The 12,848-nt window shown below is 66.1% G+C and carries 14 protein-coding genes; 3 read left to right on the top strand and 11 right to left on the bottom strand.

The window, feature by feature from the left end; genetic code table 11:
- Positions 1-43: 43 nt before the first annotated feature.
- From G7079_RS03655 to G7079_RS03605, 11 genes are all read right to left on the bottom strand, one after another.
- Positions 44-244 carry a hypothetical protein gene (locus G7079_RS03655; protein WP_166055657.1) on the bottom strand — a complete coding sequence of 67 codons (201 nt, stop codon included), beginning with the start codon at positions 242-244 and terminating at the stop codon, positions 44-46.
- A gap of 51 nt (positions 245-295) precedes the next feature.
- On the bottom strand, positions 296-580 hold the full coding sequence (locus G7079_RS03650) for a hypothetical protein (protein WP_166054339.1): 285 nt from the start codon (positions 578-580) through the stop codon (positions 296-298).
- A gap of 207 nt (positions 581-787) precedes the next feature.
- The gene (locus tag G7079_RS03645) at positions 788-2,077 is read right to left on the bottom strand and encodes a citrate synthase (RefSeq protein ID WP_166055655.1); all 1,290 of its coding nucleotides are present in this window, start codon (positions 2,075-2,077) and stop codon (positions 788-790) included.
- 194 nt (positions 2,078-2,271) lie between these two features.
- Positions 2,272-2,514: a type B 50S ribosomal protein L31 gene (locus tag G7079_RS03640; protein WP_166055653.1), complete on the bottom strand. Its 243-nt coding sequence runs from the start codon at positions 2,512-2,514 to the stop codon at positions 2,272-2,274.
- Positions 2,515-2,586: 72 nt separating this feature from the next.
- A complete protein-coding gene (locus G7079_RS03635; protein WP_166055651.1) occupies positions 2,587-3,525 on the bottom strand; it encodes a nucleoside hydrolase in 939 nt (312 codons plus the stop codon).
- Positions 3,526-3,562: 37 nt separating this feature from the next.
- On the bottom strand, positions 3,563-5,668 hold the full coding sequence (gene recG / locus G7079_RS03630) for an ATP-dependent DNA helicase RecG (RefSeq protein WP_166055649.1): 2,106 nt from the start codon (positions 5,666-5,668) through the stop codon (positions 3,563-3,565).
- A 3-nt stretch (positions 5,669-5,671) separates the two neighbouring features.
- Positions 5,672-6,055, bottom strand: coding sequence for a RidA family protein (locus G7079_RS03625; RefSeq protein ID WP_166055647.1), 384 nt, complete (start codon positions 6,053-6,055; stop codon positions 5,672-5,674).
- A 42-nt stretch (positions 6,056-6,097) separates the two neighbouring features.
- The gene (locus tag G7079_RS03620; protein WP_166055646.1) at positions 6,098-8,275 is read right to left on the bottom strand and encodes a bifunctional (p)ppGpp synthetase/guanosine-3',5'-bis(diphosphate) 3'-pyrophosphohydrolase; all 2,178 of its coding nucleotides are present in this window, start codon (positions 8,273-8,275) and stop codon (positions 6,098-6,100) included.
- Between the two features lie 106 nt (positions 8,276-8,381).
- Entirely contained in the window at positions 8,382-8,681 is a 300-nt protein-coding gene (gene rpoZ, locus G7079_RS03615; RefSeq protein ID WP_166055644.1) for a DNA-directed RNA polymerase subunit omega, read from the bottom strand.
- A gap of 110 nt (positions 8,682-8,791) precedes the next feature.
- Positions 8,792-9,424 carry a guanylate kinase gene (gene gmk / locus G7079_RS03610; protein WP_166055642.1) on the bottom strand — a complete coding sequence of 211 codons (633 nt, stop codon included), beginning with the start codon at positions 9,422-9,424 and terminating at the stop codon, positions 8,792-8,794.
- Positions 9,425-9,452: 28 nt separating this feature from the next.
- Positions 9,453-10,313: a YicC/YloC family endoribonuclease gene (locus tag G7079_RS03605; RefSeq protein ID WP_166055640.1), complete on the bottom strand. Its 861-nt coding sequence runs from the start codon at positions 10,311-10,313 to the stop codon at positions 9,453-9,455.
- 64 nt (positions 10,314-10,377) lie between these two features.
- On the opposite strand from G7079_RS03605, the gene rph reads away from it, so the two are divergent.
- From rph to hemW, 3 genes are read left to right on the top strand one after another with little or no spacing between them, the layout of a single operon-like run.
- On the top strand, positions 10,378-11,106 hold the full coding sequence (gene rph, locus G7079_RS03600; RefSeq protein ID WP_166055638.1) for a ribonuclease PH: 729 nt from the start codon (positions 10,378-10,380) through the stop codon (positions 11,104-11,106).
- Entirely contained in the window at positions 11,103-11,687 is a 585-nt protein-coding gene (gene rdgB / locus G7079_RS03595; protein ID WP_166055636.1) for an RdgB/HAM1 family non-canonical purine NTP pyrophosphatase, read from the top strand. The genes rph and rdgB overlap by 4 nt, the downstream gene beginning before the upstream one ends.
- Positions 11,687-12,838 carry a radical SAM family heme chaperone HemW gene (hemW, locus tag G7079_RS03590; RefSeq protein ID WP_166055634.1) on the top strand — a complete coding sequence of 384 codons (1,152 nt, stop codon included), beginning with the start codon at positions 11,687-11,689 and terminating at the stop codon, positions 12,836-12,838. Before rdgB ends, hemW begins: the two co-directional genes overlap by 1 nt.
- Positions 12,839-12,848 lie beyond the last annotated feature (10 nt).

Below are 12,848 nucleotides of genomic sequence, written 5' to 3'. Positions count from 1 at the left end.
CAGCGGGACGGGCACGACGGGGAAACGTTGCGAGGGCGCGGGATCAATTGGTCTTGGCGGGAGCCGCATTACCGGCCTTGGCCGTCTTCGCCTTGGCCGAATGGCGCCACGAATGATGCTTGGCCTTGGCAGGCGCCTTGGTAGCGGACGCCGTTGCAGGCTTGGCAGCAGCCGTGTCCTGGGCGGACGCGACGCCGGTGGTGGCCAGCAGGGCAAGGGACAGCAACGCGATGGAAGTCTTCATGGCAAGCCTCGTGATTCAGGGTGGGGGATCGAACGCGACGAACGATACGGCTCAACTCTTGCAGGATGCGAAGCGGCCCTTGCTGTCGCGGCAGGTCTGCTTCTTCGCCGGTACCGCGCAAGGCTCGAACTTGCCCTTGGCGTCGCGGCAACGCGTGGTGGATGCAACGGCAACGGACTTCTTGACGGCAGTCTTGGACGCGCTTGCCGGCGCCGTCGCAGCCGGCTTGTTGAGCGCCGGCTGCGAAGCCGCGGCCTGCGGCGTGGCCGCGTATGCGGACAGTCCGGCCATCGCCATTGCCAACGCCAGCACCATCGATGTGATCGGTTTACGCATGGGATGCTCCCTTGGTTCAGGCGACGGATCGGGATGGTCCGTGCCTGTGGGAGACAGCATGCGCATAGCGACCTTGCCGCCAGCCTTCGGCAACATTGCCGAATGTCCATGTTCGTACGCAGGCTGCGGGAAAACGGACGCTGCGATGCCGCCAACGAAAACGCCCCGCAATGCGGGGCGTTCCTGATCGACCGATGTTGCTGAAACTCAGCGCTTGTCCATCGGCACGTAGTCGCGGTTGGCGTGGCCGGTGTAGATCTGGCGCGGACGGCCGATGCGGTTTTCCGGATCTTCCTGCTGCTCCAGCCAGTGGCTGACCCAGCCGGCAGTGCGGGCGATGGCGAACATCACGGTGAACATGTCGGTGGGGATGCCCAGCGCCTTGTAGATGATGCCGCTGTAGAAATCGACATTCGGGTAGAGCTTGCGCTGGACGAAGTAGTCGTCCTTCAACGCGGCCTCTTCCAGGCGCAACGCCACTTCCAGCAGCGGATCGTTGACGTTGAGCGCGCCCAGCACTTCGTGGGTCATCTTGCGCACCAGCGCCGCGCGCGGATCGTAGTTCTTGTACACGCGGTGGCCGAAGCCCATCAGGCGGAAGCCGGATTCCTTGTCCTTGGCCTTGTCGACCGCGGACTTCACGTTCTCCGGCTTGCCGATCTCGGCGAGCATCTTCAGCACCGCCTCGTTGGCGCCGCCGTGCGCCGGGCCCCACAACGCAGCCACGCCGGCGGCCACGCTCACGTACGGGTTGGCGCCGGTCGAACCGACCAGGCGCACGGTCGAGGTCGACGCGTTCTGCTCGTGGTCGGCGTGCAGGATGAACAACAGGTCCATCGCCTTGGCGGCAATCGGGTTCAGCTCCAGCGGCTCGCTGGGCACTTCCTTCATCATGTGCAGGAAGCGCGTGGTGTATTCGAGGTTGTTGCGCGGATAGCGGATCGGCCAGCCGATCGAATAGCGATAGCAGGCGGCGGCGATCGTCGGCACCTTGGCGATCAGGCGGATCGCGGCCATGCGGCGCTGTTCCGGATCTTCCAGGTTCAGGTCGTTGTGGTAGAAGCTCGCCAGCGAACCCAGCATGCCGGTCATCATCGCCATCGGGTGCGCGTCGTGGCGGAAGCCGTACAGGAAGGTGCGGAAGGCCTCATGCATCATCGAGTGATGGGTGACCTCGTCCTCGAACTTGGCCAGCTGCGCCGGATCCGGCAGTTCGCCGTGCATCAACAGGTAGGCGACCTCGATGAAGCGCGACTTCTCCGCCAGCTGCTCGATCGGGTAACCGCGATACAGCAGTACGCCGGCATCGCCGTCGATGTAGGTGATCGCGGACTTGCAGGACGCGGTGGCGCCGAAGCCGGGGTCGTAGGTGAAGCAGCCGGTTTCCTTCGGCAGCTTGGCGATATCGATGCAGGGCTGGCCCAGGACGGGCTGCAGCACAGGCATGGCAACCGATTTGTCGCCTGCGCTCAGGGTGATCTGCTCAAGTTGGGACACGTCGCACTCCTGTGGGGGTTTCCGCGCCGTGCCGGCCCGTGGGGCCATGCGGCAGCGCATGGGAAACGCAAATTATCGCACAGGGCGAACCGAGCCCGGACTCGGACAATGGTCGAAGAGCCGGGACAGTGACGGCGGGAAAAACGAAACGGCCACCGCAAGGGTGGCCGTCCGGAAAACGATCGCGCGGGCGCTTACTTGGCGTAGCGCTTGCGGAACTTGTCGACGCGGCCGCTGGTGTCGATCAGCTTGTTCTGACCGGTGTAGAACGGGTGCGAGGACGACGAGACTTCGATCTTGACCAGCGGGTATTCGTTGCCGTCTTCCCACTTCACCGTCTCCTTGGAGGAGAGGGTCGAACGGGTCAGGATCTTGAAGTCCGAGGTCACGTCCTGGAAGACGACGTCGCGGTATTCGGGGTGGATGCCGTCTTTCATGGCCTTAAACCTGAGTTGGAGCGGGACAGAGCCGCGCATTATAGCGGCCTCATCCCGCCCGTGCAAGCCTGATCAACCCGCGGCCAACGCCCGTTGCAACAGGCCTTCGAAGCGGGCCTGGTCGTAGCGCATGAGGATGGCGGCGTTGTCCGGCCGACCGTGCTGGCGGTTCCAGTCGACGATGGTGGCACCACGGCTATGGCGACCCTCCAACTCGACGACCAGCGGGCGCTCCAGCACTTCCAGCGCACCTTCCGGCTCCAGCGCGAAGGCCATCGCCAGTGCGTCGGCGGCGTGCCAGCGCTCGCCGCGCCCCTCCCGCGACCAGGCGCGGGTGTGGGCGGAAATCCCGGCATAGAACCCGGCGCGCGGCGAATCCGCCGCCAGCCAGCGCTCCACGTCCGCATGCAGGAACCCGTGCGCGACCACCGCTTCCCAGTCGGCCACGTCGATGTCCGGGAACGCCGTGAAGACGATATGCGCCGCCTCCGGGTCGAAGGCGATATTGAATTCGGCCGCGGCGGTGATGTTGCCGTGCGCGCTGACCGCTCCGCCCATCACCACGCAGCGCGCGATCCGCTGCGGCAGGGTCGGATCCAGCTTCAGCGCCAGCGCCACGTTGGTCAGCGGGCCCAGCGCCACCAGCAACAGCTTGCCGGCGTGTTCGTGCGAGAGGCGCAGGATCGCCAGCGCGGCATGTTCGGCTTCGGCCGTGCGCGCGGCCTTCGTGTAGCCGGTATCGCCGAAACCATCGCGGCCGTGCACATACGCCGCATCCGCGGCCGGGTGCAGGAGCGGATCGGCCGCACCGGAAAACACCGGCACGTCCACGTTGCAGACTTCGCACAGCTTCAGCGCGTTGGCGACGGTGTGGCCGAGCCCCACGTTGCCGGCGGCGATGGTCAGGCCGACCACTTCGTGGCGCGTGTCGTTGAAAGCCATCAACAAGGCCAGCGCGTCGTCCACGCCGGGGTCGGTATCGATCAGCAGGGGAATGCGTTCGTTCGTCATCGACCGATTCTAAATCGGTTCGTTCCAAATCGGTTCGTCATGCCGATGCGTAGCGCGCCGCGCCACCGACCCAGCGCTGGACGATGGCATCGGCGGTGTCCGGCGACGCCTGCAGCAGCTGGTCGGCCAATGCATGCACGCGTGGCAGCAGATCGGCATCACGCGACAGATCGGCCAGGCGGAACGCGGCCATGCCCGTCTGGCGGGTGCCCAGCAACTCGCCGGGGCCGCGCAGTTGCAGGTCCTTTTCGGCGATCTCGAAACCGTCGTTGCTGCGACGGAGCGTATCCAACCGCTCGCGCGCCATCGCCGACAGCGGCGACTGGTACAGCAACACGCAACTCGAGGCCGCACTGCCGCGCCCCACTCGTCCTCGCAGCTGGTGCAGTTGGGCAAGACCAAGGCGCTCCGCGTTCTCGATCACCATCAGCGAAGCATTCGGCACATCCACGCCGACCTCGATCACCGTGGTCGCCACCAGCAGGCCGAGTTCGCCCTGCTTGAACGCGCGCATCGTCGCCTGCTTTTCCGCGGCCTTCTGCCGACCGTGCACCAAGCCGATCCGCACTTCGGGCAACGCCAGCGTCAGCGCCTCGAAGGTGGACTGCGCGGCCTGCGCGACCACTTCATCCGAATCGTCGATCAGCGTGCATACCCAATACGCCTGCCGGCCTTCGGCAAAGGCGGCACGGATGCGTTCGATCAGCTCCGGGCGGCGTTCGGCGGCAAGTGCAATCGTCGTCACTGGCGTGCGCCCCGGCGGCAGTTCGTCGATGGCGGACACGTCGAGATCCGCATACGCGCTCATCGCCAGCGTGCGCGGGATCGGCGTGGCGGTCATCACCAATTGATGCGGAATCGCACCGCGCTGGCCCTTGTCGCGCAAGGCCAGGCGCTGGTGCACGCCGAAACGATGCTGTTCATCGACGATGGCAAGCGCCAGATCATGGAAAGCGACGCCTTCCTGCATCAATGCGTGGGTGCCGACCACGACTTGCGCCGCGCCCGAAGCCACTTCGTCCAGCGCCTTGGCGCGCGCCTTGCCGGTGACCTTGCCGGCGAGCCAACACACGCGTACATCCAGCGGTTCCAACCAGCCGCGCAAGTTGGCCAGGTGTTGTTCCGCCAGCAGTTCGGTCGGCGCCATCAGCGCCGCCTGCCTGCCGGACTCGACCGCCAGTAATGCCGCCATTGCCGCGACCACGGTCTTGCCGCTGCCCACGTCGCCCTGCACCAGGCGCAGCATCGGCTTGGGTTGCGACAGGTCTTCGCGCACCTGCGCGTACACGCGTTCCTGCGCGCCGGTCAGCGCGAACGGCAGCGATTTGCGCAGGAGCGCAACCAGCTTGCCTTTGCCGCGTAGCGGTTGTGCACCTTGTTCCTGCAGGGCGATGCGCTGGCGACGCAAGCTCAGCTGGTGCGCCAGCAGTTCCTCCAGCGCGAGCCGGCGCTGCGCGGGGTGCAGGCCGGTCTGCAAGGCGACGACATCGGCATCGCGCGGCGGGCGGTGCAGGGTCAACAGCGCCTCGCGCAAGCCGGGCAACTGCAATGTTTCCCGTGCGTCGGGCGGCAGCAGCTCCAGTGTCTCCGCATCGGGTAGCCGCTCCAGCGCCAGCCCGATCAATTTGCGCAAGTTGGCCGGGCCGATGCCCTCGATCTCCGGATACACCGGATCCAGCGCTTCGCCCAAGGCGTGTTCGCCTTCGCCAAGCACGCGATAACTGGGATGCACCATCTCCAACCCATGCTGGCCAGGTCGCGGGGTGCCGTAGGCACGCACACGCACGCCGGGCGCGAACTGCGCCACCTGCTGCGCACGAAAATGGAAGAAACGCAGCACGATGGTGCCGCGCGAATCGTCCGAGATCGCCACCCGCAGCATCGGCCGATAGCGGAAGCCACGCTCCACCGCTTCGACCTTGCCTTCCACCTGGGCGGCCACGCCGGGCTGCAGCAGGCGGATCGGCGTCAGCGCGGTACGATCCTCGTACTGCCGCGGCAAGTGGAGCCACAAGTCCTGCAACGTGAGCAGGCCGCGCGCGGCGAGTTTTTCCGCCATCGCCGGGCCAACGCCGGCCAATGCCGACAATGGCGCACTGCCGGACGCTGCCAGCGCAGGCGCGGGGCGTGCGCTACGCGCCACGAATCAGGACAGCACCATCATCGCGTCCACTTCGAACACCGCGCCCTTCGGCAATGCGGGAACTTCGATGGTGGAGCGTGCCGGATACGGCGCGGCGAAGTACTCGGCCATCACCGCGTTGACCGCGGCGAACTGCGACAGGTCGGTGAGATACAGGCCAACGCGGGCGATATCGTCCATCGTGCCGCCAGCGGCTTCACAGACCGCCTTCAGGTTGTCGAATGCACGACGCGCCTGCACTGCGATATCGCCTTCGACCAAGTTGCCGGTGGCCGGATCCAGCGGAATCTGGCCGCTGAAGAACACCGTGTTGCCGGCGCGGGTGGCCTGCGAATACGGGCCGATGGCGGCGGGTGCATGGTCGCTGTGGATGGCGGTGCGGGGCATGGCATTCTCGACGCGCGGTTCGGGGATGCCAGTGTAACGGCGCTAGATGCGCTGCACCCCATGCACCACGTTCAAGCGGCGGATGCGACGGATCACTTCCGCCAGGTGCTTGCGATCGGTGACCTCGATGGCGAAGCGGATCGCGGCGATGCGGGTGTCGCGCTCCAGGTATTCGACACGGTCGATATTGGATTCCGCATGGGCGATCGAGGCCGCGACCTGGGCCAGCACGCCGGGGCGATTGTCCACCTCGATGCGAAGCGCAGCATCGAAATCGCCGCTGACCTGCCGATCCCAGCCGATCTGTACCCAGCGCTCCGGCGATTTGCGGTATTCGGCCACATTCGGGCATTCGAGGCGATGCACCACGATGCCCCTGCCCGTCGTGTGGTAACCCATGATCTCGTCGCCCGGGATCGGCATGCAGCACTGCGCAAAGCTGATCACGCCACGTTCGGCGCCAGTGATCAGGATGCGTTCCTGGGGCGCGGCCTGTGCCGGCTTCAGCAGGTCAGGCTCTTGTTCCTGCGTGGACAGGGATTGTGCGACCTGCCCCGGCATGCGATTGCCCAGGGCGATGTCGGCCAGCAGCGCCTCCAGCCGTGGATAGCGGTTCTCGGCGAGATAGGCATCGAGCCTCGCCGGCGGCAAGCGGTCGAGCGAAGTACCCTGCGTGCCCAGCGCGCGGTCCAACATGCGGTGCCCGAGCTGCACCGCATCCTCGTGCTCGAGGTGCTTGAGCTGGTGGCGAATCGCCGTGCGCGCCTTGCCGGACACCACGAATTCCAGCCATTGCGGCGCCGGCGCGGCCGATTTTGCAGTGATGATCTCCACGTTCTGCCCGCTGACCAGCTTGGCGCGCAGCGGCGCCAGCTTCTTGTCCACGCGCGCGGCCACCGCATGGTTGCCCACGTCCGTATGCACTGCGTAGGCGAAGTCGAGCGCAGTGGAATTGCGCGGAAGCGCGAGGATGTCGCCTTTCGGCGTGAACAGGTAGACCTCGTCCGGGAACAGGTCGACTTTGACGTTTTCCAGGAACTCCAGCGACGAGCCCGTACCGCGCTGGCTTTCGACCAGGTTGGCGATCCATGCCGATGCCCGGGTCTGCGCGCTATTGCCCGAGTCCTCGCCGTGCTTGTAGGCCCAATGTGCGGCGACGCCACGTTCGGCCACTAGGTCCATCTCGCGGGTGCGGATCTGTACTTCGATCGGGGATCCGTATGGGCCGAACAGCACCGTGTGCAGGGATTGGTAGCCGTTCGCCTTGGGAATGGCGATGAAGTCTCGGAAGCGACCATCCAGCGGCTTGTAGACCGAATGCGCAACGCCCAGCGCGTGGTAGCACTCCGCCACCGAATCGACCACGACGCGGTAACCGAACACATCCATCACCTGGGCAAAGCTGCGATGCTCGGCGCGCATCTTGGTATAGATGCTCCACGGCGTCTTGACCCGTCCGACCAACCGGTGGTCGATGTTCTCCATCGCCAACTTCTGCGCCAGCTGCGCCTCGATCTTGGCCAGCGCCTCGCGCCGCACCAGCGGCTGGCTGCGGATGCGCTTCTCGATCACCGCGTGCCGCCACGGATGCAAGGCGCGGAAGCCCAGGTCCTGCAGTTCGGACTTGATCAGGTTCATGCCCAGGCGCTGGGCGATCGGCGCGTAGATATCGAGGGTTTCGTTGGCGATGCGGCGGCGCGCCTCCGCCGACTGCGCGCCAAGCGTGCGCATGTTGTGCAGGCGGTCGGCCAGCTTGATCAGGATCACCCGCAGGTCGCGCGACATCGCCAGCAGCATCTTGCGGAAGCTTTCCGCGGCGGCTTCCTGGCGGTCGGCGAAGTGCAGCTTGTCCAGCTTGGTGACGCCATCGACCAGTTCGGCCACGGTTTCGCCGAACTGCTGGGCGATGTCGCCACGGGTCAGCGGCGTGTCCTCGATGGTGTCGTGCAGGATTGCCGCGATCAGGGTTTCGACATCCAGTCCCTGCTCGGCCAGCACCTGCGCCACCGCCACGGGATGGGTGATGTAGGGTTCGCCGGACTTACGCATCTGCCCGACATGCGCCGCCGCGCCGACCGCCCAGGCCCGCCTCAATTGCGCGCGCTGCGCCTCCGGCAAATAGTCCGCGGCGCGCTCCAATGCCTGCACGTAATCCGGTACCGCGTCCTCATCGGGCACGGGCAGATTGGGCAGCGCAAGGGCAGGTTCGCCGGGGGTCATGGCCCGAGCCTAACCGCCCCGCCGCGAGCCCGCAAACGATTCCCCGCAAAACGCGAAACGGCCCCGCAGGGCCGTCTCCGAAGCGCGCAGCATCGACTGGAACCGATCAGTCGTCGCCCTTCATGTCGTCGTCGCCGGCCACCACTTCGGCGGCGGCCCATTCCAGCGCCTCGCGCTCCTTGCGCTCGCGCTCGGACTTCTCGACGGCGTCGATGTAGCCGGTGTCGATCTCGCGCGCGGCGATCTCGCGCAGGGCGAGCACGGTGGGCTTGTCGTTGGCTTCGCTGTTGTCCAGCTTCGGCTCCACGCCGCCGGCCAGCTGGCGGGCGCGCTTGGCGGCCATCATCACGAGCTCGAAGCGGTTATCGACCACTTCCAGGCAATCTTCGACGGTAATACGGGCCATATCTGTCCTGCGACCTGTTGGCCGCTGAAGTGGTTCAAGGGGGCGGGAATTATAGCCACAGATGGCCTGAATCGCAAGCCTCGGCCTTGAAAATCAAAAACTTAGGGCGGTCAACCGGGCCGATTCGGATCATCGACCAGCAGCGAGGTGATCAGCCGCGAATGCCGCGCCACCTGCGCATCCTTCCGCAGCCGGCTGGCGACGAAGATGCTGCACATCTCGTCCACCGCGGTCTCGAAGTGCTCGTTGACGATCACGTAGTCGAATTCGCCGTAATGACTCATCTCGTCGCGTGCGGCTGCCAGGCGCTGGGCGATGACCTCCTCGCTGTCCTGCCCGCGCTTGCGCATGCGCTCCTCCAGCGCCGCGCGCGAGGGCGGCAGGATGAACACGCTGACCGCATCCGGGATCCTGTGGCGCACCTGGCGCGCGCCCTGCCAGTCGATTTCCAGCAGCACGTCGCGCCCGGCCATCAACTGCGGTTCCACCGACTGCCGCGCGGTGCCCTTCCAGTCGCCATGCACCAATGCGTGCTCGAAGAAGTCCCCGGCCGCGACCATCGCCTCGAATTCGGCCGCGCCGACGAAGTGGTAATGCTCGGCATGGCGCTCGCCCGGGCGCGGCTGGCGCGAGGTGAACGAGATCGACAGGCTGATGTTGCGATCGCGCGCCAGCACCGCGTTGACGATGCTGGATTTGCCGGCGCCGGAGGGCGCTGCAACGATGTAGAGGGTTCCGCGCATGGGTTGCTCGCTGCCTTGACTGCTCAGACTACTCAATGTTCTGGATCTGCTCGCGGATCTGGTCGATCAACACCTTCAGCTCGACCGCCGCGTTGCTGGTGCGCGCATCCACCGACTTGCTGCCCAGCGTATTCGCCTCGCGGTTGAACTCCTGCAGCAGGAAATCGAGGCGACGGCCGACCGGCTCCTTCTGCTTCAGCACGCGGCGCAGTTCCGACAGGTGGCTGTCGAGGCGGTCGAGCTCTTCATCGACGTCGAGTTTCTGCAGCCAGATCACCAATTCCTGTTCGACACGGCCCGGATCGGCCGGTTGCGACAGATCGGCCAGGCGCGCTTCCAGCTTCTGCCGCTGGCCGGCGCGGATCTGCGGCACCAGCGTGCGCACCTCGGCAGCAATTCCGGCAATGGCCTCGGCGCGCTCGCCGATCACCACCGCCAGCTTGCCACCTTCGCGTTCGCGCGCGGCCAGGAAGTCGTCGAGCACCGCATCCAGCAAGGCCAGCACTTCGCGCTGCATCGCCTCGGCATCCACGCCGCGGCCTTGCAGCACGCCCGGGTACTGCAGCAACTCGGTCAGGCTGGTGCGCAGGCCGGGGAAACGCGCGCTCAGGCCGATGTTGAGCTTCGACAGCTCCTCGACCATCGCATCGTTCAGGTGCAGGCCGCCTTCGGATTCCGGCGCGCGCAGGCGCATCGCCAAGTCCAGCTTGCCGCGCGATACGCGCGAGGCGATGCGTTCGCGCAGCAGCGGCTCATAGGCGCGCAGTTCCTCGGGCAGGCGCAGCCCGAGTTCGAGGAAGCGATGGTTCACCGCGCGCAACTCGCAACCAAGCGTCCCCCATTCGGTGGCGCGCTCGCCGGAGGCGAAGGCGGTCATGCTGCGGATCATGCGGAATCCAGGGCCTGCGGGAGGCGAATGGTAATCTAGCGCTCCATTGAATGTTGGTTTTCCCATGTCCTTCTCCCGCCCCAGCGGTCGCACGCCCGATCAAATGCGCGCCGTGTCGATCACCCGCAACTTCACCAAGCACGCCGAAGGTTCGGTGCTGGTGGCGTTCGGCGATACCCGCGTGCTGTGCACCGCCAGCGTGGAGAACCGCGTGCCCGGCTTCCTGCGCGGCAAGGGCGAAGGCTGGGTCACCGCCGAATACGGCATGTTGCCGCGTTCGACCAACACCCGTAACGACCGCGAGGCCGCGCGCGGCAAGCAGGGCGGGCGCACGCTGGAAATCCAGCGCCTGATCGGCCGCTCGCTGCGGGCTTGCGTGGATCGTGCCGCGCTGGGCGAGCGCACCATCACCCTGGATTGCGACGTATTGCAAGCCGATGGCGGCACCCGCACCGCGGCGATCACCGGCGCCTATGTGGCGCTGGTCGATGCCGTGCGCTGGCTGCAGGCGAAGAAGGACATCGCCAAGAACCCGGTGTTCGGCGCGGTCGCCGCGGTCTCGGCCGGCATCTATCGCGGCACCCCGGTGCTCGACCTCGACTATGCCGAAGACAGCGATTGCGACACCGACATGAACGTGGTGATGAACGACGGCGGTGGCTTCATCGAGCTGCAGGGCACTGCCGAAGGCCATGCGTTCCGTCGCGACGAACTCGACGCCCTGCTGGCGCTGGCCGAGAAGGGCTGCGGCGAACTGTTCGCCGCGCAGCAGGCCGCGCTGGCCATCGCATGAAGCTGGTGTTGGCCAGCAGCAATGCCGGCAAGCTTGTCGAACTGCGCGATCTGCTGGGCGATGGCTTCGACCTGCACGTGCAATCCGAATTCGGCGTGGCCGATGCGGAGGAAACCGGACTGAGCTTCATCGAGAACGCCATCCTCAAGGCCCGCCACGCGGCACGCGCGACCGGCCTGCCCGCATTGGGCGACGATTCCGGCCTGTGCGTGGACGCGTTGCACGGCGCACCCGGCCTGTATTCGGCGCGCTATGCCGGGACCCACGGCAACAACGAAGCAAATATCGACAAATTGCTGGGCGAACTGGACGGCACCGACGATGCACAACGCAGCGCGCGCTTCGTCTGCGTGCTGGCATTGGTGCGCGATGCCGACGATCCGCAACCGCTGATCGCCGAAGGCGTGTGGCACGGCCGCATCCTGCGCGAACGACGCGGCAGCGGCGGCTTCGGCTACGACCCGGTGTTTTTCTCGCCCACGCATAGCTGCAGCGCAGCGGAATTGCCTGCCGAGGTGAAGAACCGCGACAGTCATCGCGGCCTTGCACTGGCGAAGCTGCGCAGCTCACTGCAAGCGTAATGCTCACCACCCCGCCGCTGTCGCTGTACGTGCACCTGCCGTGGTGCGTGCGCAAATGCCCGTATTGCGATTTCAATTCGCACGAGCAACGCGGCGCACTGCAATTCGAGGCCTATGTCGATGCCTTGATCGCCGATCTCGATTTCGACCTGCCGCAGGTGTGGGGCCGCACGATCCAGACCGTGTTCTTCGGTGGCGGCACGCCTTCGCTGTTCCCACCTGATGCCATCGATCGCTTCCTGCAACTGGCCAGCGCGCGCCTGCGCTTCGCGCCGAATGCGGAAATCACCCTCGAAACCAATCCCGGCACCGTCGAACACGGCCCGTTCGCGGGCTATCGCCAGGCCGGCGTGAATCGCCTCAGCTTCGGCGTGCAGACCTTCGACGACGGCTGCCTGCAGCGCCTCGGTCGTATCCATACCAGCGGCGATGCCGAGCGCGCGGTGAAAGCCGCGCAGGATGCCGGCTTCGACAATTTCAACCTCGACCTGATGTACGCACTGCCGGAGCAGACGCTTGCGATGGCGCAACACGACGTGGAACGCGCCATCGCCCTGCAACCCACGCATATCAGCCATTACCAGCTGACGCTGGAGCCGAACACCGTATTCGCCGCGCGCGTCCCGGCCGGCATCCCCGACATCGATGCCGCTTGGGATATGCAGGAAGCCTGTCAAGCACAGTTGGCCGACGCCGGCTTCGCACAATACGAAGTCAGCGCCTATGCGCGAGAGGGCCGGCAGTGTGCGCACAACCTGAACTACTGGCGCTTCGGCGATTACCTCGGCATCGGTGCCGGCGCGCACGGCAAGCTCACCCTGGGCGCGCAGCAGCAGGTGCTGCGACGCTGGAAGGTCAAGCACCCGACCGACTACCTGCTGAAAGCCGGCACTTCCGCGGCGATCGGCGGCGACGAGATACTGACCGCCGAACGCCTGCCCTTCGACTTCATGCTCAACGCGCTGCGCCTGAACGAGGGCGTGCCGATGGCGATGTTCGAAGCCCGCACCGGCCTGTCACGCGATGCCATCGCCGGCAAGCTCGCCATCGCCCGCGAGCGCGGCTGGCTAGAGGCCGATGCAGACTGGCTACGGCCAACTGAACTCGGCCGCCGCTTCGCCAACGACGTGATTGGCCTGTTCCTGGACTGAACCACGTGGA

The organism is Thermomonas sp. HDW16, assembly GCF_011302915.1.
Taxonomy (GTDB): domain Bacteria; phylum Pseudomonadota; class Gammaproteobacteria; order Xanthomonadales; family Xanthomonadaceae; genus Thermomonas.
This window is presented reverse-complemented; position numbering and strand designations above follow the sequence as displayed.

Coding starts and splice junctions, on each gene's coding strand:
- G7079_RS03655 (WP_166055657.1), bottom strand. CDS start 244: ATGAAGACTTCCATCGCGTTGCTGTCCCTTGCCCTGCTGGCCACCACC.
- G7079_RS03650 (WP_166054339.1), bottom strand. CDS start 580: ATGCGTAAACCGATCACATCGATGGTGCTGGCGTTGGCAATGGCGATG.
- G7079_RS03640 (WP_166055653.1), bottom strand. CDS start 2,514: ATGAAAGACGGCATCCACCCCGAATACCGCGACGTCGTCTTCCAGGAC.
- G7079_RS03635 (WP_166055651.1), bottom strand. CDS start 3,525: ATGACGAACGAACGCATTCCCCTGCTGATCGATACCGACCCCGGCGTG.
- G7079_RS03625 (WP_166055647.1), bottom strand. CDS start 6,055: ATGCCCCGCACCGCCATCCACAGCGACCATGCACCCGCCGCCATCGGC.
- G7079_RS03620 (WP_166055646.1), bottom strand. CDS start 8,275: ATGACCCCCGGCGAACCTGCCCTTGCGCTGCCCAATCTGCCCGTGCCC.
- rpoZ (WP_166055644.1), bottom strand. CDS start 8,681: ATGGCCCGTATTACCGTCGAAGATTGCCTGGAAGTGGTCGATAACCGC.
- gmk (WP_166055642.1), bottom strand. CDS start 9,424: ATGCGCGGAACCCTCTACATCGTTGCAGCGCCCTCCGGCGCCGGCAAA.
- G7079_RS03605 (WP_166055640.1), bottom strand. CDS start 10,313: ATGATCCGCAGCATGACCGCCTTCGCCTCCGGCGAGCGCGCCACCGAA.
- rph (WP_166055638.1), top strand. CDS start 10,378: ATGTCCTTCTCCCGCCCCAGCGGTCGCACGCCCGATCAAATGCGCGCC.
- rdgB (WP_166055636.1), top strand. CDS start 11,103: ATGAAGCTGGTGTTGGCCAGCAGCAATGCCGGCAAGCTTGTCGAACTG.
- hemW (WP_166055634.1), top strand. CDS start 11,687: ATGCTCACCACCCCGCCGCTGTCGCTGTACGTGCACCTGCCGTGGTGC.